At 39.6% G+C, this 20824-nt stretch carries 20 protein-coding genes; 12 read left to right on the forward strand and 8 right to left on the reverse strand.

Translation table 11 applies throughout. From position 1 onward, the window contains the following. Positions 1–210 precede the first annotated feature (210 nt). From ACYSNQ_RS14265 to ACYSNQ_RS14275, 3 genes are read left to right on the forward strand one after another with little or no spacing between them, the layout of a single operon-like run. Complete coding sequence (locus ACYSNQ_RS14265; RefSeq protein WP_426084250.1) at positions 211–894, forward strand: DUF1538 domain-containing protein; 684 nt, start codon at positions 211–213, stop codon at positions 892–894. Next, positions 891–1667 carry a DUF1538 domain-containing protein gene (locus tag ACYSNQ_RS14270; protein WP_426084251.1) on the forward strand — a complete coding sequence of 259 codons (777 nt, stop codon included), beginning with the start codon at positions 891–893 and terminating at the stop codon, positions 1665–1667. Before ACYSNQ_RS14265 ends, ACYSNQ_RS14270 begins: the two co-directional genes overlap by 4 nt. Positions 1668–1671: 4 nt before the next feature. Continuing rightward, complete coding sequence (locus tag ACYSNQ_RS14275) at positions 1672–2052, forward strand: P-II family nitrogen regulator (protein ID WP_426084252.1); 381 nt, start codon at positions 1672–1674, stop codon at positions 2050–2052. Between the two features lie 247 nt (positions 2053–2299). Here the strand turns inward: ACYSNQ_RS14275 and ACYSNQ_RS14280 are convergent, their stop codons facing one another. Continuing rightward, positions 2300–2701 carry a hypothetical protein gene (locus tag ACYSNQ_RS14280; RefSeq protein WP_426084253.1) on the reverse strand — a complete coding sequence of 134 codons (402 nt, stop codon included), beginning with the start codon at positions 2699–2701 and terminating at the stop codon, positions 2300–2302. Positions 2702–2994: 293 nt separating this feature from the next. Then, on the reverse strand, positions 2995–3690 hold the full coding sequence (locus tag ACYSNQ_RS14285) for a DUF1963 domain-containing protein (protein WP_426084254.1): 696 nt from the start codon (positions 3688–3690) through the stop codon (positions 2995–2997). A 309-nt stretch (positions 3691–3999) separates the two neighbouring features. Here ACYSNQ_RS14285 and ACYSNQ_RS14290 point away from each other — a divergent pair, with 309 nt between their 5' ends. Then, complete coding sequence (locus ACYSNQ_RS14290) at positions 4000–4368, forward strand: iron chaperone (RefSeq protein ID WP_426084255.1); 369 nt, start codon at positions 4000–4002, stop codon at positions 4366–4368. Positions 4369–4640: 272 nt separating this feature from the next. Here ACYSNQ_RS14290 and ACYSNQ_RS14295 read toward each other — a convergent pair whose 3' ends face one another. After that, on the reverse strand, positions 4641–5534 hold the full coding sequence (locus ACYSNQ_RS14295) for a diacylglycerol/lipid kinase family protein (protein ID WP_426084256.1): 894 nt from the start codon (positions 5532–5534) through the stop codon (positions 4641–4643). A gap of 260 nt (positions 5535–5794) precedes the next feature. Between ACYSNQ_RS14295 and ACYSNQ_RS14300 the strand changes: the two genes are divergently transcribed. Then, a complete protein-coding gene (locus tag ACYSNQ_RS14300; protein ID WP_426084257.1) occupies positions 5795–6502 on the forward strand; it encodes a GntR family transcriptional regulator in 708 nt (235 codons plus the stop codon). 34 nt (positions 6503–6536) lie between these two features. On the opposite strand, the gene ACYSNQ_RS14305 is transcribed toward ACYSNQ_RS14300, so the two are convergent. Then, positions 6537–7736, reverse strand: coding sequence for an enolase C-terminal domain-like protein (locus ACYSNQ_RS14305; RefSeq protein ID WP_426084258.1), 1200 nt, complete (start codon positions 7734–7736; stop codon positions 6537–6539). A gap of 270 nt (positions 7737–8006) precedes the next feature. Here ACYSNQ_RS14305 and ACYSNQ_RS14310 point away from each other — a divergent pair, with 270 nt between their 5' ends. Beyond that, on the forward strand, positions 8007–9836 hold the full coding sequence (locus ACYSNQ_RS14310; RefSeq protein ID WP_426084259.1) for a glucose PTS transporter subunit IIA: 1830 nt from the start codon (positions 8007–8009) through the stop codon (positions 9834–9836). A gap of 192 nt (positions 9837–10028) precedes the next feature. On the opposite strand, the gene pepV is transcribed toward ACYSNQ_RS14310, so the two are convergent. Then, positions 10029–11441, reverse strand: a complete 1413-nt coding sequence (gene pepV, locus ACYSNQ_RS14315; protein ID WP_426084260.1) for a dipeptidase PepV — start codon at positions 11439–11441, stop codon at positions 10029–10031. A 143-nt stretch (positions 11442–11584) separates the two neighbouring features. Between pepV and ACYSNQ_RS14320 the strand changes: the two genes are divergently transcribed. After that, positions 11585–12424, forward strand: coding sequence for an NAD(P)H-hydrate dehydratase (locus tag ACYSNQ_RS14320; RefSeq protein ID WP_426084261.1), 840 nt, complete (start codon positions 11585–11587; stop codon positions 12422–12424). 185 nt (positions 12425–12609) lie between these two features. On the opposite strand, the gene ACYSNQ_RS14325 is transcribed toward ACYSNQ_RS14320, so the two are convergent. Together ACYSNQ_RS14325 and ACYSNQ_RS14330 are read right to left on the reverse strand one after the other, a co-directional pair. Beyond that, entirely contained in the window at positions 12610–13341 is a 732-nt protein-coding gene (locus tag ACYSNQ_RS14325; protein WP_426084313.1) for a pseudouridine synthase, read from the reverse strand. A 94-nt stretch (positions 13342–13435) separates the two neighbouring features. After that, entirely contained in the window at positions 13436–15085 is a 1650-nt protein-coding gene (locus ACYSNQ_RS14330; RefSeq protein ID WP_426084262.1) for a putative polysaccharide biosynthesis protein, read from the reverse strand. A gap of 502 nt (positions 15086–15587) precedes the next feature. Here ACYSNQ_RS14330 and ACYSNQ_RS14335 point away from each other — a divergent pair. The 4 genes from ACYSNQ_RS14335 (at position 15588) to ACYSNQ_RS14350 (ending at position 19520) form a co-directional block, all read left to right on the forward strand. Beyond that, entirely contained in the window at positions 15588–15770 is a 183-nt protein-coding gene (locus tag ACYSNQ_RS14335; RefSeq protein ID WP_426084263.1) for a hypothetical protein, read from the forward strand. Positions 15771–16257: 487 nt separating this feature from the next. Next, on the forward strand, positions 16258–16440 hold the full coding sequence (locus ACYSNQ_RS14340; protein WP_426084264.1) for a hypothetical protein: 183 nt from the start codon (positions 16258–16260) through the stop codon (positions 16438–16440). A gap of 375 nt (positions 16441–16815) precedes the next feature. Further along, a complete protein-coding gene (locus ACYSNQ_RS14345) occupies positions 16816–17499 on the forward strand; it encodes a DUF3862 domain-containing protein (RefSeq protein ID WP_426084265.1) in 684 nt (227 codons plus the stop codon). 500 nt (positions 17500–17999) lie between these two features. Further along, positions 18000–19520 carry a UDP-N-acetylmuramoyl-L-alanyl-D-glutamate--L-lysine ligase gene (locus ACYSNQ_RS14350; RefSeq protein WP_426084266.1) on the forward strand — a complete coding sequence of 507 codons (1521 nt, stop codon included), beginning with the start codon at positions 18000–18002 and terminating at the stop codon, positions 19518–19520. A 163-nt stretch (positions 19521–19683) separates the two neighbouring features. Here ACYSNQ_RS14350 and ACYSNQ_RS14355 read toward each other — a convergent pair whose 3' ends face one another. Further along, on the reverse strand, positions 19684–20259 hold the full coding sequence (locus tag ACYSNQ_RS14355) for a DUF6434 domain-containing protein (RefSeq protein WP_426084267.1): 576 nt from the start codon (positions 20257–20259) through the stop codon (positions 19684–19686). Positions 20260–20405: 146 nt separating this feature from the next. Here ACYSNQ_RS14355 and ACYSNQ_RS14360 point away from each other — a divergent pair, with 146 nt between their 5' ends. Then, on the forward strand, positions 20406–20822 hold the full coding sequence (locus tag ACYSNQ_RS14360) for a hypothetical protein (RefSeq protein WP_426084268.1): 417 nt from the start codon (positions 20406–20408) through the stop codon (positions 20820–20822). The last annotated feature ends 2 nt before the right edge of the window (positions 20823–20824 follow it).

A 20824-nucleotide genomic window follows, 5' to 3' on the forward strand; every position in this document is an offset into this window, starting at 1 on the left:
CTCTTTTTTCAAAATCAGCTACTATACATTATTTAAGTATACGGCATCCTTTTTCATCTTACGAATATCTTGTTTTTAAAAAAAGAACGTACGTTCTTTTAATGGTCATTTCATTCTAACATTTGTACACAGTAGGATGTCAACCCTGAATTTTAATTTTTTTTTAGGTTATACTATATAAGTACACTGAAAAATAAAGGAGGAGGATACATGCGAAAATCTTTTCAAGATGTATTAATGGCCATTGCGCCTATGACACTGCTGATTATTATCCTGACCTTTGCTTTTGCCCCTTTACCGTGGGAAGATCTGGTCGTTTTTCTGATTGGTGCAGGTATTATGATTATTGGAATGGCACTATTTTTATTTGGAGCCGATCATTCTATGATGGCCGTTGGCGAATTGGTCGGAAAGTTTATGGTTAAGAAGCGAAAGTTGTGGATTATTGTCGGACTCGGCTTTGTCATTGGAATTGTTATCACAATCGCAGAACCATCCGTTCAGGTATTAGGACAACAGGTTAACGAAATTTCAGACGGAGCAATCTCACGCTCCCTGATATTAGCGGTTGTTAGTGTAGGAACAGGAATTTTCCTTGCACTGGCTCTACTACGGGTTGTTTTCAAATTTTCTTATTATAAAATGATGCTGATTGGCTATCTATTTGTTCTAATCGCTTCATTCTTCACCAGTCCGGAATTTATGCCGATTGCCTTTGATTCAGGCGGTGTTACAACCGGGCCCATCACTGTCCCGTTCATTCTTTCCCTAGCTATTGGCGTTACCTCTATGATTAAACAGAAACCACATGAGAATGACAGCTTTGGTATGGTGGGTGTCGCTTCATTAGGTCCCATTCTAGCTGTTATGGCTTTGGGGGTGATCTTCCGATGACGATTATCGAACGCCTATTTACAGGGCTGGATACAGTTATTTGGGAAGTACTGATGGCTGTATCGCCTATCATCATCATTTTTGTAGTATTGAACTTCACTAGTTTCAAACTGCGTAAAAAGCGTTTCGCTAAAATTATGATTGGTTTTCTAATTACGATTGTCGGACTTATTTTGTTCCTTCATGGCGTCAACATCGCATACGTACCTGTTGGACGACATTTAGGAGCATCCTTAGCTGCTTTAGACTACAACTATATTTTGATTCCTCTGGGCTTTTTCATGGGGTTCTTAGTTGGTTTTGCGGAACCGGCTATTCATGTGATGGTAAAAGAGATTGAGAATATCAGCGAGGGGCGAATTCGTAGCAAAATCATGCTGCTGTTTGTTTCCTTCGGCGTCGGTGCAGCCGTTGGTTTGTCTATGTGGCGTCTATTGGCTGGATTTTCTCTCTATTACTTTTTAATTCCAGGTTATATTTTAGTCTTTCTTTTGGGACGCAAAGTGGATAAAATGTTCTTAGCGATGGCCTTTGATAATGGGGGCGTGGCAACTGGACCTATGTGTTCTACGTTTATTTTGTCAATGTGTGTCGCAATCGCCTCTCAGATAGAAGGTCGAGATCCACTGGTTGACGGTTTTGGCGTGGTGGCAATGATTGCTCTGGCACCTATCTTGTCAACACTGGTTTTAGGGTATATTTACAAGAAAAAAGATGACCGTGACCATCAACTGAGACTGGAACGGCAAAGATTAGCAGAAGAAGAGGGGTAGTATAATGAAAAAATTAGTTGCTTTGAATCTTGAACTGATTGTCACGATTGTTGACGGAGGTAATGGTTCTGATGTCATCGACATCACTAAAGAAGCTGGCGCTACAGGAGGAACGATTCTCCATGGACGCGGTGCAGGTGTTCATGACGCCGGACGCTTTTTAGGTATTGATATTGAACCGGAAAAGGATATTGTTCTAACCCTGGTTCCCGAAGCGATGACCAACAAGGTATTAGATGCACTGAGTGTAGAGATGAAAATTTGTCAGCCTGGAAATGGGATTGCTTTTGTTGTTGATCTTGATAAAGTTATCGGAATTTCAAAAATTGCTGAATACAGTAAAGTTGTTGAACTGGACAATCTGCTGGATGAGGACAAAAAATAGCAGCTTAACAAATGCAGTATACAGTTTCAGCCACTTCTTGTGACGGCTGAATTCAGGAAGTCAAGATGAGATTGGGACAAGCTCTGCTGTTTCTCTCTAATTAAACAAAAGAACTGTTCGATACTTAGTTATCCCAGGTTTATCTTGATTTCTTTCATTCTATGGATAGTCTAAAAAAACAGCTGCTCCGTTAAGCGGAGCAGCTGTTTTTTGATTGGAGCTCATTAAAACTATCCATTTGGCGGTTTCAGTTAGATAACAGATAACGGCTGATCAGAAAGCTGAAATACTCTCTTATTCGAACCCTTAGGGAACGATATTCAATAAAGACAATTTTTACAAAAAAAAAGTTTTTATCCCGCTCTATTACCTTTAAATTCAACCCTTGGATTCGACAATAATTTTTTATGTACTTAAATACTTTGTTAAAGCCCTGCTCATTCAAATACTTAGCATCAATCCGCAGTATTGAAAATAAGTTATTGGATGCCAAACAAATGTAGCCGTCTCCGATAACTTCAGGGTCATCTAATTCTTTTGAAAGATAGTTGTCAAACTGCATATCTAGAATCCTTAACGCCTGCTGTAATGCTTTTTTCTCTCTTTCCTGAATATCATTTTTTATAGTTACTACCTTATTCTTAATCATGATTCGTTTAATAACCTTTCTTATTATCCAGATCTGAACATTAGCTATTAGTTTTTAGAGCCATTCCATATCTTGACAAAAATACTAGTCTATCTTTGACAGATACTTTAAATCTATTACATCTATTCTACGTTTTCAATCATAATGAATGTTTTTTAATTAATAAAATAGATAAATAAAACACAGTCATTAACTGACAAAATGATTAGAAGATAACCAGAATATTTTAAATAAACGTTATATAATTCAGCAAAACGCTACTATCCTTTCTCATACTTAACTTTTTACTGGCTTTAGAAAAAATCACAGTCTACATACCAAGCTCCTGAATTTGAATTTCTTGCAAAATAGAGACGCCCATTACTGACAATATTTAAATTAGCTTTTTCGTCGGAAGATATCTGAAAAGCAAAATCAAAGCCCTCGGGAAAACCTAAATGTCCTTGTATATAAGAACCGTAGCCGCCAACTTTTGTTTCATAATGATGCACTGCTATATCTTCTTCGTAATCAACTTCTTCTTGCTCTTCCAATAATAAAATTTCATCAGAAATATCAGTTGGTATATCAGCAGAATCCCACATAGGACGATCCTCTTCTACTAAATGAACAGACATTGGACAGGGCTTGATAAATGAATCTTCATTTTTATAATCAGTAAAAATCAACTTATTTAAGTATGCATATTCGCGAATACAAAAATAACTTATTAAATTCTCTCCAACTGGTTTAAAATTTAAAGAAATAAATACTGAAATCAGTTTAACTGCTTTCAGCGAGTCTGGTACATAGGGCAGTGCCTCGAGATTAATTTGCAGTAACGGAATCATTTTTATACCATTTTCATCCACCGGCAGCTGCTCCTGCTGTAAAGAATAAGGTACCGCACCTATCCAATGCTCTTCCAGCAAGTGTGTAGGTCTGAAGCCTCCCGTCTTGAACACCACAGCTTTTTTATTTAATTTTATTCTTATCTCTTCTACATTCATCTGTTTTAACCTCCTAATTCTTAATGAGAACCCAGCTAATATGTCCCTCTCCAAAAAAGATTAAAATGATATTTCTATTTTCTGTGTTTATCAGCGAGAAAAAACCAGGTATCGCACTTATAAATATGACCTCTGACAATTTCAAAGCTTCGCTTGTACAAACTACGTTACTTTCTCTATCAAAAGCAAGCTGTTGTCTCCCGAAGGATCTCCCTTCCTCTACAGCCATTGCTCCCCTATTTTCCGGATTATTTGAGCTTTATCCACGCAGCCACTATACTATCATTATAACAAGAAAGGAGAATATCTATGGCTATTTTAGAAGAGTACCTTAGCAAAATTGATCAGCCAAAAGAACGAGCTACAATGACTGTTCTTTTGGCTTGGATTACAAAGCAGTACCCAAGCCTGGTTCCTGTCATAAAATGGAATCAGCCAATGTTTACAGACCACGGAACCTTTATTATTGGATTCAGTATCTCTAAAAAACATTTTTCTATTTCTCCAGAAGTGAAAACCTTGAAGCAATTTAAAGAAGAAATTGAACAAGCTGGTTATGACCATACTGAAAATATCATTAGAGTCAACTGGGCTCAGGATATCAATTATGACTTATTAAAAAAATTGATTGATTTTAATATAGCTGACAAAGCAGACTTTACCAAGTTTTGGAGATAGCGTTCGCGACAGAAGAAAGTTGCTTTCAAAGCTAAAGTGTCCTGCATTTACTCCAAATCTGTTTTTTTAGATTCTTTATGTATAAATAACAGATTAAGCGTCAAATGAACAATCACTGGAATCATTTAAATAAAACAGAGAGCACGGACATAAATACATGTCCGACTCTCTGTTTTCGCTAATTTTCGAATAAATAATACTATGGAAACACTCGTCAGTATCCCACAGCGGCAAGTAACCGCAGAAACACATAGCCCAGCCTTTCAAATGATTTACTTGGAACCGCAATAAACCTCCAAATGCTGCGGAAGTACCTTAAAATGCAGGGGTAGCTCAGGTCCTTCATCTCCATCTACACTGGGATGCAGTTCAACTTCTTCTTTTACAAATAGACTACCTTCTGTAAAAGGCTGATAGCCAATTGTTTCACTAGTATGGTCAATCCCCTTTAAAATATCCGGTACACTTTTGATTGTGTCTGTAATTGTCTGATCTTTCAAATAAAGCAGATAAAGCTTACCGTCATTCGGCTTCGCTTCTGGCACAACACGTTCATAACCCCCAACTGTCTGGGTTAAAACAACGACAACCGTACTGCTTTCAATTAATTTCTTTTCACCGTCTATTTCCAATGAAAAATGATAGCTGTCATTATTTAGAACCTGCTTAAAGCCTGAAATGAAATAAGCCAATTTTCCAAGCTTCGTCTTTTCTTCAACATCTACATCACTGATTGCTTCTGGAATACTGCCGGCAGCAACAATATTGGTAAAATAGACATCATTGACCTTGCCAACATCTAATTGGATTCTATTTTTCAGATTTAGCTCTTTAATTGCTTCCTCCGGTTCCATCGAAATATTTAAAGAACGGGCTAAGTCATTTACTGTCCCTAAAGGAAAGAAACCGAACTTTGGCCGATAATCTTGTTCAGCTAAACCATTGATTACCTCATTCACGGTTCCATCACCACCCATGGCAAACACACTATCCGCTTTTTCCAGAACTGCCTGTCTGGCAAATTCCGTTGCGTCGCCGCTTCCTTCTGTATGCTGTACCTCAACATGATCAAACAAACTCGTCAGCTTCTCATAAGCCAATTGTTCATATTTCTTCGCCTCTTCATTACCAGAACTGGGATTTACAATTAATACAGCTTTTTTCATTTTCACACTCTCCATTTCTGTCTCTAGCTATTTTCAGTATAGCAGGAAGCAGAATGTTTCATGAATGAATATGCTTGAATTTTTGTGAGCTAAACATCCATTTTCTTCTAGATTGAATACCATATTTCTAATTGCTACATCGAATAAATGATGATACCATCAGAAGCATTAGAAGAAAATGAACTGAGACTAGAGAAACCTAAGCTATCTCAAATACAGAGCTGTATTTGAGATATTAAAAAACAACAAAGGATGAACTGATGAAAAAGAAGGAATTTATCGTACAGGATTTATTGAGCAAAATTTATCAAGATCATTTCGAGAGTGGTAAACTACCGAATCAGCGGACGCTTGCAGCTACTTATCAGGTTTCCCGTTTTACTATTCAGGAGGCTATTAAAAATCTGCAGGAAATTGGCGTAGTTTATACTGTGCAAGGTTCAGGAATTTATATTCAGGAACGCTTGAAGAAAAATCCGTTAATTTTTAATTCATTAACTAGAACACCTTATGACCGCATTAGCTCCAAGCTGCTTTCTCTTGAAAAGCGATTATCTACATCAGAAGAAGAACAAATATTTCAATTAGAGGAAACACAAGAAATCTGGGTGTTCGAAAGGGCTCGTATTGTCGACTATTCTTTTGAACAAATTGAGCTGTCAAAAATGCCGGCAGCTTTATTTCCTGACCTTTCAAGAAAACATGTAGAGCATTCCATTCAGGAATATGTGGAAAAGAAAGGTTTTCGCATCTCTCACTACATCACCAGCTATACACCGACAACTATTTCACGAAATCAGTCTGAGCTTTTACTATGTAAAAAAGGAACGCCGGCTATGCTGATTCAAAACCGCTGTCTGTTGGAGGACGGGCGTGTCTTCGAATATAGCGAGATTACTGCCATTGATTACACCTGTACTTATATCCGACCCTTTGACAGAGAAATTCATGAAGCAAGAAACAGCTGAGCCCGGTAATGACTCAGCTGTCTCTTCATTTTATTTACGGCGTCACAATCGTTCCATCCGGCGTGCGGCTCTGTGTCCATTCATGGGGACGATACTCCGCAGGATAATCCAGCGCTGCTGCCTCATCAAAAGAAACACCAATACCTGCTTCTTCGATTGGGTAGAAATAGCCTTTCTTAGCTGCAGGTGTCTTATCAAACAAACGCAGCGTGTTTTCAGGAACCGGAATATTTTCCTGTATTGCAGCATTATGAAGATGGATGTTCAAGTGCGTATTAACCGCCAACCCTACCGGAGTAATATCTGACGGTGTATGCCAAGCCATCCGAACACCCATCGCTTCACAAAAATGAGCTAGTTTTATTGCCGGGGTGATACCGCCTATCTGGGATACATGGACTCGCATAAAATCAATTTGGCGGTTGATAATCAGCTGCTTCCACTCCATCGGATTATTAAAGAGCTCGCCTGATGCAATCGGAGTGGTCGACTGACTGCGCAGCTGGGACAGCCATTCATTTTGAGTAGGCGGAAGAATGTCCTCCAGAAAGAATAATTGATATTCTTCAGCTGCCTTAGCAAACTGCAATGCCTGATTTGGGTGAAGACGTTCATGAACATCATGAAGCATCTGAAAGCTGTTTCCATAAGTCTCTCTGACTGCCTGGAACATTTTCAAAGTAGTATCCATATACTGCTGCTGATCAAAGTAGGAGCCTGACAGCGGACTGTCCGGCGTGTTCAACCTAGTCGGGCTGCCACCATAAAAGCCCAGCTGGCAGCGGATATATTGATACCCCTCCTGACGTATACGATTAATCTCTTCAAAAAGCGCCGGCAAATCCTCTGCAACAGCATGTGTATATGCTGGAATTGCTGTCCGTGCCTTTCCACCCAGCAGCTGGTATAGAGGCATTTCTGCCAGCTTTCCTTTAATATCCCACAAAGCCATGTCAACTCCGGAAATTGCATTATTGATAACCGGTCCATTGCGCCAATATGCGTTAACATGCATCACCTGCCACAGGTCTTCAATCTCATTGGCATCTCGTCCAATCAACAGGGGCTTCAAATACTCATCAATCATTGTTTTCACAGCCAGCGGACGAAACTGGAAGGTTGCACAGCCTAATCCGTGGATATCTTTATTGGTCTCAAGTTTTACAACAACAAGATTATGCCGGTCTGGTTTAATTGCAAAGCTTTTTACATCCGTAATAATTGTTGGTGTCATTTATCATCATCCTTGTCATCGTGTTTGTCTTACAGAAGCTATTGAACCACGCAGAAACAGCCTTTGTCAATTTGGACTGAATAATGTCCTGAAAACAACATAAAAACAGTCCAATTCACAATAAAACCAACCATAAACGCCTTTAAATAAGCATTTTTATACAATGAACTGTTTTTTAGGACTGGTTTTCAAAAATTAAATTCCATGCTATCATCAAATTTGTAAACGGAATCAATCGGCCGAAAGAAATCTAGTAAAAAGGATGATTAGATGAAATATGAACAAGCCATTACTCAAATAATTCAAGGGGTCGGCGGAAAAGAAAACATCAACAATGCTTGGCACTGTATGACTCGCCTCCGCTTCAATCTGAAAGACAAAGAAAAAATTGATTATGCCGCTCTGGAAAAAATTTCTGGTGTGGTTGGTACAAAATATCAAAGCGATCAGCTTCAAATTGTGATTGGCACAGCTGTTGCTGACTACTATCAGACTCTAGCCAAAATACTGGGCTTAGATAGCGAGCGGCAAGAAACAGCTAATGGTGAAAAAAAGGGACTAGTATCTCTGTTTATGGATACAGTCTCCGGTGTTTTCGGACCAATTGTTCCAGCTATCGCTGGTGCAGGTATGATTAAAGGGCTGATTGCTGGTTTAGCTGCACTTAATCTAATTTCAGCAGAATCACCTACTTACATCGTCATCAACATGTTAGCCAGTGGTGTTTTCACCTTTCTACCTTTTTTTGTAGCTGCTTCAGCTGCTAAGATTTTTAGAACAAATCAATACTTGGCTATTGCCATTGCTGCGACGCTTCAATTTCCAACGATGACTGAAGCATTGACGCAGGGAGATGTCTCCCAATTCCTTGTTTTTGGTTTTTTGCCTGTACCTGTTTTCAATTACGCTGGAACTGTAATCCCCATTATTTTTTCGATCTTATGTCTAAGTTATATCTATCGTTGGGTGGATAAAATATTGCCGGAAGTCCTTCGGACAGTTTTTACTCCTACACTCTCTCTTTTTGTTTCCGGATTGCTGGCACTCGTTGTTATTGGACCAGCCGGCATTCATTTAGGCAATCTTTTAGCTGACGGCGTCAGCTGGTTATTCTCCATTTCGCCAGTTCTTGCCGGAATCATTGTAGGTGCAATTCGCCCAATTGCCATTTTAACAGGTCTTCACCATGCAATGACGCCTATCGCCTTACAGAATTTTGCGAATCAAGGCTACGATATGCTGATGCCCATGATGTTTATGGCAAATATGGCAATCACAGGAGCTGCTGCGGCAATGTATACTAAAGTAAAATCCAAAGAAGAAAAATCAATTATTATTTCTTCTGCAGTATCTGGTTTATTAGGAATTACAGAGCCGGCCTTGTTTGGTGTTTTAACCAAGTATAAAAAAGCGTTTTTTGCAGCAACTATCGGCAGTTCCGTTGCTTCAGCATTTATCAGCTTCTTTGGCGTTCGAATTTACGGCTACATTTTATCCAGTATTTTCAGCCTGCCGGCATATATTGGAGAATATTTCATTTTTGCTGTATTAGGGATTGTGATTGCTTTGGGCACTTCTTTTGCCATCGCTTACTTCCTAGTACCGAAAGAAGCTGCTGACAACGGCAGCTTCACTAATGAAATTGAGTTGACTGCTGTTACAGATGGTCAGTACATTCCTTTAGAAGATGTTAATGATTCTGTTTTTTCAAGTAAAATGGTCGGCGACGGCTATGCCATGAAGTCTCTTTCAGGGGAAGTTTTCTCACCAGTTACTGGAAAAGTAACGTCCATCTTCCCAACTAAACACGCCATAGGTATTACCACAGATAATGGTCTTGACGTTCTGATTCATATGGGAATTGACACAGTCAGCCTAAACGGCAATGGCTTTCAGCTTTTCGTCACAGAAGGACAGCATGTAGCTGCCAACACAAAAATTGCCTATATGGATTTAGATATCCTGAATAAGAAAGCGAAGGATACCTCAATTATTGTTGTCGTAACCAACATGGACAAAGTCGCCCGTTTTGCTGGAGATTATCAGCTTGAAGGCCACCATCAGCCTGGTGCTCCGATGGAAAAGGTTGTTCTTATCTAAAAATAGGTATTGAAAATTTATACTCAATCAAAAAGGTCTCAGCGAACATGTTGCAATTCGCTGGGACCTTTTTAGATAATAATGGATTAGCTCTGTCGGCTCTTTCGTATATTTTTTATTCTAGTTACACTTCTCAAAAATTGTGTTCATAATTGGACTGCTTTGCTTAAATAACATGCCCTTTTCCGTACGCTATTTTGCCAGACGATACATTGCATCGGCATAAATTGCTGCTGCCCGGAACAAATCGTCCAGTTCCATAAATTCATTTGCCTGATGCATAGTATCAGTGTAGCCAGGGAACATCGCGCCATAGGCTACCCCGCGCTTCAGTAAACGGCCATATGTTCCGCCGCCAATAATCTTTTCTGAGCCTTTTTCTCCTGTATGATCTTCATAAACCTTCAACAGCGTTTCTACCAACGGATCGTCCACAGGAACATAATGAGGCTCTTGATTACGGTCATCCTGAACGATTTCAACACCGTCAACTCCAATTGATTGCTGCACACCGGATTTCAACTCTTCCACAGTTGTCCCTTTAGGATAGCGGAAGTTCAAGCTAATCTTGTTGCCTTCCGTGCTTTCTTCTTCAAAAACAAACAAGCCAGCGTTCATTGTCAGACGGCCCATCTTCTCATCCTCATAGGCTACTCCTAATTTTTCTCCATAAAAATCTTCATGGATGTGTGCTGCTGTATTAAGGAATGTTTTTCCATCACCTGCAAAATCATAGTCATTTAAAAATACAGCTAAAAAGGTTGCCGCATTAATTCCAGACTGAGGACTTGCCCCATGAGCACCTTTACCAACAATTGTAAGCCCAGCTGTATTTCCAGCTGCTGTAAATGAACCGCTAATCGGCTGTTTGTCAACAAACGCTTCAAATGCTTCTTTCATAGCAATCAACTCTTCAGCTGTTTCAGTTAAAATTGCCGCTTCAGCTGTTCCTGGAACCATGTTTATCCGTAAACCAGAATGGAAGCTGACCAGTTTCGTTTTTCCAGTATTGGAACCATTGAAATGCGCATACAAGGTTGCATTACCTTTTTCGCCATTGATAATTGGAAATTCAGCATCTGGAGAAAAACCAAAATCAGGTGCTTCTTCATGCTGGAAATAGTAATCCATATCTCCCCAGCCGCTTTCCTCATCGCTTCCTACAACAAAACGAATTTTCTTAGACAACGGCAGCCCAAGCTCTTTAATAATTTTCAAACCATAGTATGCTGCCATACTTGGTCCTTTGTCATCACTTGATCCACGGGCAAAGATTTTACCATCCTTAATCACTGGTTCGTAAGGATCTGTATCCCAGCCATCTCCAGCAGGCACAACGTCCATGTGTCCAAAGATACCTAAAGTTTCGTCTCCTTCACCATACTCAATATGTCCAGCATAATTATCGACGTTTTTAACAGTGAAGCCGTCCCGTACACCATAGTCCAGCATGTGTTCCAGAGCCGCTTTAGGTCCGGGACCAAAAGGAGCATCCTTCGTCACTTGATTGTCGTCTCTCTCACTGTTAATACGCAATAAGTTCTGTAAGTCTTCAAGAAGCGCTTCTTTGCGTTCTTCCACTTCTTTTTGCCAATTGATTGTCATCCTCAGTCACTCCTAATATAATATTCTACCTTCCCATCATACCATTATCCTTCATAAAAATAAAAAGGTGCCGCCGCATTTTATTTTTTTCTAATACTGTTTCTTTCGCTATAATAAACTTGTAAAAGAAAAGGAGGGAGCTTGTGAAACAGCTATCCAGAGAAATTTTGCCCCAAGTCATCCGGCAAAGACCAGAAGACAGCCATAAAGGAACCTACGGACGGGTTGTTTTAATCGGAGGAAACAGCCAATACGGCGGAGCCATCATCATGAGCGCACAGGCCGCAGTTGCCTCTGGTGCAGGTCTGACTACGGTCATTACTGAGGAAAAAAACCATGCACCCCTGCACGCCCGTTTGCCGGAAGCCATGGTTATCAACTGGTACGATCTTGAATTAGTTAAGACAGCTTTAGATACAGCCGATGTTGTATTAATCGGTCCTGGTCTAGGCTTAGAGAATCATAGTCGAAAGCTGTTGCGGTTTGTCTTGCGAAATCAGCTGGAAAATCAGTGGGTAATTATCGATGGTTCTGCTATTACGCTGCTTGCCGATATGGCAGTTTCTTTGAATCATCCGGAGCAGATTATCCTTACACCTCATCAAAAGGAGTGGGAAAGAATCAGCGGTCTTCCCCTTGCTAAACAAACTGATGAAAATAATCAGCTCACCCAGCAGAAGCTGCAAGCCTCAATCGTAGTTAAAAGTCATCGCACTCGAATTTACACGTCTCATAATTCATACTTAAATACAATCGGAACACCAGCAATGGCTACAGGCGGTATGGGAGATACTTTAGCTGGAATTATTGCCAGCTTTATTGCTCAGTTTGATGCCAAAGAGCACGCTCTTTGCGCGGCCGTTTATCTCCATAGCCTGATTGGAGAAGAGTTGGGAAAAGACAGCTATGTCGTCCTGCCAACAAGCATCTCCACACACCTGTCTTCCTATATGAAGCGATATGAACAAACTTCAGAGAAATAAAAAATGTGACAGTGCAGCCAAGATACAAGGCACACTGTCACATTTCAAAATCTAATAAACGGCAGCCAAATGCTGTAGCACTGATCCCATCTCGAAAATATCAGCTGTTAAAAAAGATTGTACTAAGAGTTGATGCTTTTGAAATTCGGTATTTTATCACAGCCCAGCTATTAGCTAAAATACTGCTATTTTCCCTCGAAATCCGGGTCTAAAAGCTGATATTCTTTATTTGTCAGCGGTCGGTAATTCCCTAAATCAAGGCTATCATCTAATATCAGCCGTCCCATTCTGAGACGTTTTAAATACACCACTTTTTTATCCACTGCTTCAAACATGCGCTTCACCTGATGAAATTTCCCTTCCTGAATGACTAGGCGAATCTCTGTTTCCCCTAATTTTTCATCCAGCTGATCGATAAACAGCTGACTAGGCTTCACTGCCTCGCCGTTTTTCAACTGAAAACCTTCTGCAAACTGTTTTACATCCGCTTCAGTGACGATTCCGGAAATACGGGCAAAATACTCTTTATCCACATGTTTTTTTGGCGATAGCAAACGATGTGCCAGCTGGCCATCGTTGGTCAAAACCAATAGTCCTTCTGTATCCTTGTCCAGACGTCCAACGGGAAAAATATCTTCCCTGAAATCTGCATCGGACAACAGGTCAACGACCGTTTCATCATATTTATCTTCTGTGGCTGAAATAACCCCTTGCGGCTTGTTCAGCATGTAGTAATAGTATTTCTGATAGTGCAGCTCTTCACCGTTGTATGCTACCTTATCCATAAGCTCATCGACCTTTAGCTTACCGTCCTTCACCATTTTCCCATCAACTGTAATCGCTCCTTGTTTTAACAGTTTTTTTACATCTTTTCGGCTGCCGCAGCCTGTATCTGATAAAAATTTATCCAAACGCATCATATCTTCTTTACCTCCTGCTTCATACAAACCGCCCTGCATTTTCTTAAAAAAATGTTGGTCCGGGAAATTACTCTCGAACCAACATGACTTTTTATTTTATTTTAACTTTGCTGCGCAAACCATTCACATTTTTTCCAAGCAGGCGATCTGCCAGCCGTATTTTCAAGGTTAGGTAGCCATATACAGCAACCCCTACCGCTGCTACCAGCAAGACAATAACAAAGGCCTGAACCTTACGATCCGGACTTAAAAATAAGTAGAGAACCTGTCTTGTAAGAAAGGCTGCCGCCACCATAATCAAGCTAATAATAAAGATCAGCAAGCTGCGACGCATAACTAAGCCTAAATTAAATCGGGACATCTCTTTGATTTTTCGAACAATCAGGAAAATTGATACGCTGAAACCAATCATTGTCGCAATTAGTGGGCCATAAACCTCAAATAGACGAATACAAGGATATTGAACCAACAGCTTCACGACAAAGCCAATACCAAAGAATTTAATTGCTGCCCGATTTCCATACATTCCCATCAGCATATTTGAAACCAGCATATATAAGCCTAAAAACAGCCCGGCGTAACAGGCTTGTACCAACACATTTGTTCCCAGATTATCTGTTCGGTAAAACAACGTATAAAGAGGGCGTGCCAAGACAATCATACCAAAAGTAGACGGCAGCATAACAAATGTAAACAGCTGGAGATTATTGCTGATTAGCTTAGATAACCCCCGATAGTTTTTCAAAGTTACTGCTTCGGTAATTAAAGGTAAACCAGTTGACGCGATAGATGTGGCCAGCGCAATCACGACCATCGTAAGCTTGTCAGGATTGGCATTAAAAATACCGAAAAGCTCTCTCAGCTGCGTATCAGAATAGGTTGTAAAGGAGCGCATAAAGTTTGAGAAGGTGAACTGGTCAACCAACTTGAAAACCGTGACTCCTGATCCAACAATAATAAACGGAATTGCCTCTTTAAACGTCTCAATTAAAAGATCCTGTGGTGATACTTTGTGCTTATTGGCACTATGCTCTTCCAGATAGTCGAACATCGGCTTTTGCTTATGCATATAAAAATACAGAACTAAGAAGCTGACAATCATTCCGATAAATGCGGCAAAAGTAGATTGTGTTACTGCATCCACATAATTGCCGTCCAACACCTTCATAATGATAAAGGCTGTTAGCAGCATGTAGAAGACCCGGGCAATTTGCTCTACAATTTGTGACAATGCAAAAGGCATCATGTCCTGATTTCCTTGGAAATAGCCTCTGATGACACTCATGGAAGGAAATACAAGTACTGCCAGACTAAGCGAACGCATTGTCGGTATCAGTTCTTCCCCGCCGCCAGACCATTTTGCTAAAAATGGAGAGGCAAGATACATCACTAGTGCAAAAACAGCGCCTAAAACAGCCATCATCTGCAGTGCTTTGTAAAAAAGCTGCCGGCTGATTTTGTATTCATTCATGGAATTGTAATGGGCTGTCTGCTTCGCTATTGCCGCCGGAATTCCAGCAGTGGAAATCAGCAGGAACAGAGAATAGACCGTATAGCCCATGGAAAACAGGCTGTTGGCCTCATCCCCATGCTCTCCCATCCAGGCGTACCATGGTATGATATAAACCGCTCCTAATAAGCGGGAAATGATATTGCTTGCTGTCATCCAGGCCGATCCCTTAACCATCTTCTCCTGATTGGTTAAAACCGGCTGTTCTACAGACCCTGGTTGATTAATCATTTACTCCTCCAACTTTCTTAGACATACTCCCTTTATTTTAATTGTAAAATCAAGGATATGCAATGAATTTATAGAATAATTCTTGGATGTCTTAGAATTCTCCCCCGAGAAAGTGACAACTGCGTCATTTTGCGCAGCTTCCAGTTATTTAAACAAACAAAAAATACAAATCTTTTATCTGTTGAATCCATATTTACTACCCAATACTAGTCAACCTGTTTTCACTAAAAACGTCAAGCTGTGTCCTTCATTATTACAACTATTTTAACGTTTCTCAACGAGAATTTTAGAGGTACAGCAGCTGCCGCAAATTAAGTTGATTCAATTTCATTTTAAATACCTTTCCTAAAGAAACTATAGTTTCCTCAAAAATAGTAAAAAGCACAACAGACAGGCTGCCCCTACATTGGCGAAAAGATATATTCCAAAGACGTTTTCCCTGCTTTTTTCTCTGTATAATCGATATACATTCAAAAATTTTAGAAAGGCTGGTGTGTACATTATGAAGCCCTCGTCTTTAGCAATAGTCGCCGGAATCTTATTGGCTCAGGGAGGTATCCACCTGTTGCCTAGACTATTTTCTCTTATTCAGCTAAGTGATTTGCTGGTAATCCTTTTTAATCTGCTGCTTTTTTACGTTATCATTTCTGCATTGAAGCCATTTAAAACAGCAACAAAAAAATAAGCAACGCTTTATCGACTTGATGGAGATAATAAGGTGAGAACATTTCTGCTTAATCCCTAGCTTGGAAATACCATCCAAATACGAGACAATCATCTATCCTTAAACTTTTAGTATATCTAAATCCGCAACTGAAACAAATGACTATACTGTACTGGTATAGTCCCCTCTACATAGGACGAGCAGCTGCAAGAACAACTTTTCCATCTCAAATTCAATCAAGAAGACTATCCGCTTTTTTTGATAGTTTCTTGTTTTTTTTAATAAAACTACTCATAGCTAGTTGATTATTTATATTTAAGCTTAAACACATCCTTTCATTTAAACTGAATCCCCTCTATATTAATGAAATTTTCTAATACAACTAGCGTTCATAAGACTATTATCAAAAATATAGTTTTTGTTTTTTATTAAATAAATATTTATTTCTGTTTGTTATAGCAGTATAATATTTGAAAAGAGCAATCTTTAGCTATGGAGGCGTTCAGCTATGGACCCATTAAGAATAGGAGCAGTTATTTTAATTCAGGTAAATGCTACAGAGAAAACCTGGGTTACAATAATCGATGTCTTGCCAAACAATAGATTTAGGGGCGCCCTCTTTCTTTATCCACTTACAAAAGACAATATTCTAACTTTCGGTGAAAGTGATATAATTGATATCGACCTTTAAACAAGGTATCCTTTTGTCTTGCTTATCTTTCCCTCTCTTGTTCCGAGCAGGAAAATGGCATTCCCTTATTCAGAGTCTTTCATAGCTCACAGCGTATCAATGTTATCCGTTTAAAAAAATAATTCTGTGCTGCTGTTGGAAATATCCTGACAGCAGTTTTTTATTTTTCAAAATTCCTGTTTAGTCTCCTTTTATCTTCTCTTTTTCAGCAAAAAATCCAGCTTGATTTATCTAGCTTAGACAACCACCCAATCCAAATAAAAATTTTGTTCTCTTTCTCTCAAATATTTAGAAAAACAGCTTGTATTTCTAAATAAAGATTTGTATGATTGAAATGCTGAATTAAATAATAAAGACTAGAAAAGAGGCATGATGATGGGAAGAAAAGAAGATAGAAGAGCAATGCAGAAAAAACCAGTAACAAAAAAATGGTGGTTCTGGTTTCTTCTGCTTTTATTACTTGGAGGCGGCGGCTTCGCAGCTGTGAAATTCATCCCGATAGAATTGCCTTTTGGAAATACAGCCAGTAAAGATTCTTCGGCAGAAACAACAGAAGAAACAACAAAAACAAGCACTCCAGCTGAACCAACCACAGATATCCTAGCGAAATATGCCAAAATCCAGCTAGGAGATCCTTTAGTAGAAGATGTGAAAGGCTCAAGCTTTGATGACGTTGTCGGCTTGTTGGGCGATCCTAGCTCAAATGTAGACTCTGAACTGAGCGGGGCGCAAACAAAAATGGCTATCTGGAATAAATTCAATGGGAAAACAACTATCAGTGTGAACTTTAAAGATAATTTTGCTACTGGTAAAAATGTTTCAAATCTAGTATCGGAAACGAAGGAAAAACCTGCCGGGAGCAAATTTGAAGGGATTGCTACTGACGGAAGCTACACTTATGAACAGGCTGTCAAAGATCTTGGCACGCCGGACTCGTTGACAGATGCTCTTGTCAACGGTGTAACAGCTGTTACTGCATTTTGGACAACAGACAACGGGCAGAGCTGGACGATTCATTTTGACGATGGTGCAGCGGTTTCTGTTGAACAAGTAAACTAGTTCATTCGTTTACGAAGAAGAGCAGGTAAGACAAGCTGCAGCTCAGATAGTTAGCCGGTATTGATGACTATCCGTTCACGTTGCTCAATTTAGTTTCCAAGGGGCAGCTACTGGGGATTTATCCTTTAGTATGACTCCGCCGTGATGCTCAAAATATAGAAGACTATCGAAACATTTTTTGATTTAAAGAGGGCGGTTGTGCCAGAAGGGTTCAGCTTCAAGCACCTACCTGGTGTTCCACAAATTTTTGCGAATTTTCTTCTTATTGTCGAAGAAGTTACTTCTAAAACACCGTTTATCTAGGTTTAAGGGACTGAGGCATACTAATGTCACAGCCCCTCTTTAATTTTTTCTATTCCTGATAACTAGAACAGTCCAGCCTTAGTAGTGCTGGATTGCCGTTGTCTTGATGTTTTTGACTTGAAACTGTATGATAATGAATGAAATGATAAAAAGGGGGTGAAGCTTTGCGACGCCCACTAACTTGGAGGCTTATAAATATGAGTATCTCGTTAACCAACATACGCCAATGCTTATTGGACGAAGGGCTTTTAAAAGAGCTGACGACAATGACTACCTGGTCGCTTACCATATCAGAATCCTTTTCTGACACAGTAGTTGATACACTTTCCTATGATTCCAGAAAGGTTTCTGCTGAAACGCTTTTTTTCTGTAAAGGATTAAACTTCAAAGAAGAATATTTAAAAGCTGCCGTCACTGAAGGTCTGCAGTTTTATGTATCCGAAACACCTTACGATGTACCCGCAAAGCTGGGCTTTATTGTTACTGATATAAAAAAAGCTATGGCTGTACTGAGTATGCTGTTTTATGACTATCCACAAAAGAAAATGACCTTAATTGGATTTACTGGTACAAAGGGCAAAACTACAGCGGCCTATTTTACAAAATTCATTTTAGATTTGTCAACAAGCCATAAAACCGCCATGCTATCGACAATGAACTCTACTTTAGACGGTGTTACTTTTTTTAAGTCTCATTTAACGACACCTGAATCATTAGACCTTTACCGAATGATGGCGGAAGCTGCTGCAAATGGGATGTCTCATTTCGTCATGGAGGTTTCTTCTCAGGCCTATAAAACACATCGGGTCTATGGTCTAAACTTTGATATCGGACTTTTCCTGAATATTTCACCTGATCATATCAGTCCAATTGAGCATCCGACGTTTGATGACTATTTCTACTGTAAGAGACAGCTGATCCATCATTCTAAAAGAATTATTATCAATCGGGATGCAGACTATTTCCAACTATTGAAGGAAACAGCGGAAATGGCAGAAACACCCATGATTACGTATGGCAGTGGAAAAGCCGCTGATACAGACTATGTTTATACAAAAGATGCTCAGCATTCATTAGCGTTCTCTGTACAAGCTGCCAATGATTCCCTTAACCTCTCTGGAAACTATCAGCTGCGTTTAGGTGGAGATTTCAATATAGGAAATGCGCTTAGTGCAGCAATCGCCAGTCGTCTGGCAGGTGCTTCCAAAGAAGATTGCCGGCAAGGAATTGCTGCCGCTACTGTACCAGGCCGTATGGAGCAGCTAACACACGTGAATGGTGCCCAGGTTTATGTGGATTACGCCCATAATTATGATAGTTTGAAAAACCTGCTCAGCTTTGTAAAAGAAGAGCATTCAAATGGAAAAATCATTGTCGTGATTGGCAGCACTGGAGACAAGGCAATTTCACGAAGAAAAGATTTTGGAGATGTTTTGTCTCAGCTGGCAGATATCGCTATTCTAACAACAGATGATCCAGCCTCTGAAGATCCTCAGGTAATTGCTGAGCAGATTGCGGCGCATATTCTTCCTGCTGTTGATGTCCAAATCATTATCGACCGGGCAAGCGCCATCAAAGCTGCTTTGAATGCCAGTGCACCAGAGGATGCTGTTGTACTAGCTGGAAAAGGTGCTGATCTATATCAAAAAGTCGGTAAGGAAGATGTTCCTTATGAGGGAGACTACCTTCTGGCAAAGCAGTTTATTGAAAAATACTAAACAATGGATTGACTACGTACCGTATTCTAAAAGAAGCTGTGGTATTACGAGGTACTCCTCAAAAGCTGTTTTCAAGTGCAGCTTTTGGGGAGTGCCTCGTTAGTCTGTCTTGATTTCATAAAACCTGATCACCGGTGTCCCTAAAGCTGCTTTTCTAGTCAGACTAATTTTTATTAAGAATCATCGTATCCTTTTTTTCATACTTATTATGACCACTTTTCGCCTTCTTATTTTTCCAGCATTTTATAGCCTCCTGCAGCGTCCGCTCCTGATTATCTGCAAAAAAATCCCGAATATAAGTATTGTATTCAAATTGATTCTCTATTTTTGTCGTATTTTGCTTTTTATCTTCCATAATTTGCTTATACGCTTGAATAGATTCCTCATATGTTTTACCTGCATGCTGCTTTAACCAGTTTTGAAATTGAACATTGAAGGTGAAGCCCTTTCCAATCTGTTCCTTATAAAAAGCCCGATGAATTTCTGAACAAACAAAATTCTCCTCGATTTTTTTATCCAACGTAATTTCATGTATAACAGGTTTCTGTTTTGGAGAACTACTGACTCTGATTTTTTCACCAGTTGCTAAATAGTGTGCGATTCGCTTTGTCAGCGCTTCTTTGTTCCCTGTAGTCTGCAAACCTTCCTCTCTACAGAATGCCGCCAGCTCTTCTTTCAAATAATAAAAATCTAAAAATACTGCTGAATCCATTGTCTTGCTAAGTATCGGTCTTTCCATAGTCACAGCTCCTGTCTTTATACTTGTTTTATTTCTCCATTTTATCATTAGAAACACGCTTTTTTCTGATAAATCATGCTGTAGTCTCATTTTTTTCTTCCTTCCTCATGCTATACTTTTTCTAAACAAACAGAGGAGGAAAAATTATGTTTTATTGGGTGCTTATTGGATTGAATTGTCTTATGGGGCTTGGGGCAGCAAGCGGAAGCTTTCTCGCTCTAAATGCAGGTGCCAGAGAAGCAGTTGGCATCGACAATAGCATGCTGGTTAATTCCCCATTTACCTCGTTCTTGATCCCAGGTCTGTTTTTGCTGCTGGTACTTAGCGGCGGAAATATTCTAGTTGGTATTCTTTCAATAAAAAAATTACCTGAATTTCCATATTATCAGGCAGCTATCGGTTGCATTCTCTGCTTATGGATAGTCATTCAATGCATCATGCTATGGGAAATTGTAGCCTTACATCTTATCTTCTTTATTATAGGTTTTATACAGTTGCTGCTGGGTGTTGTTTTGATTCGAAAAAGACATAGCCCTTTTCCGTTTATCGCTCATCAAAATTAGAG

The organism is Enterococcus sp. LJL51 (assembly GCF_054871795.1).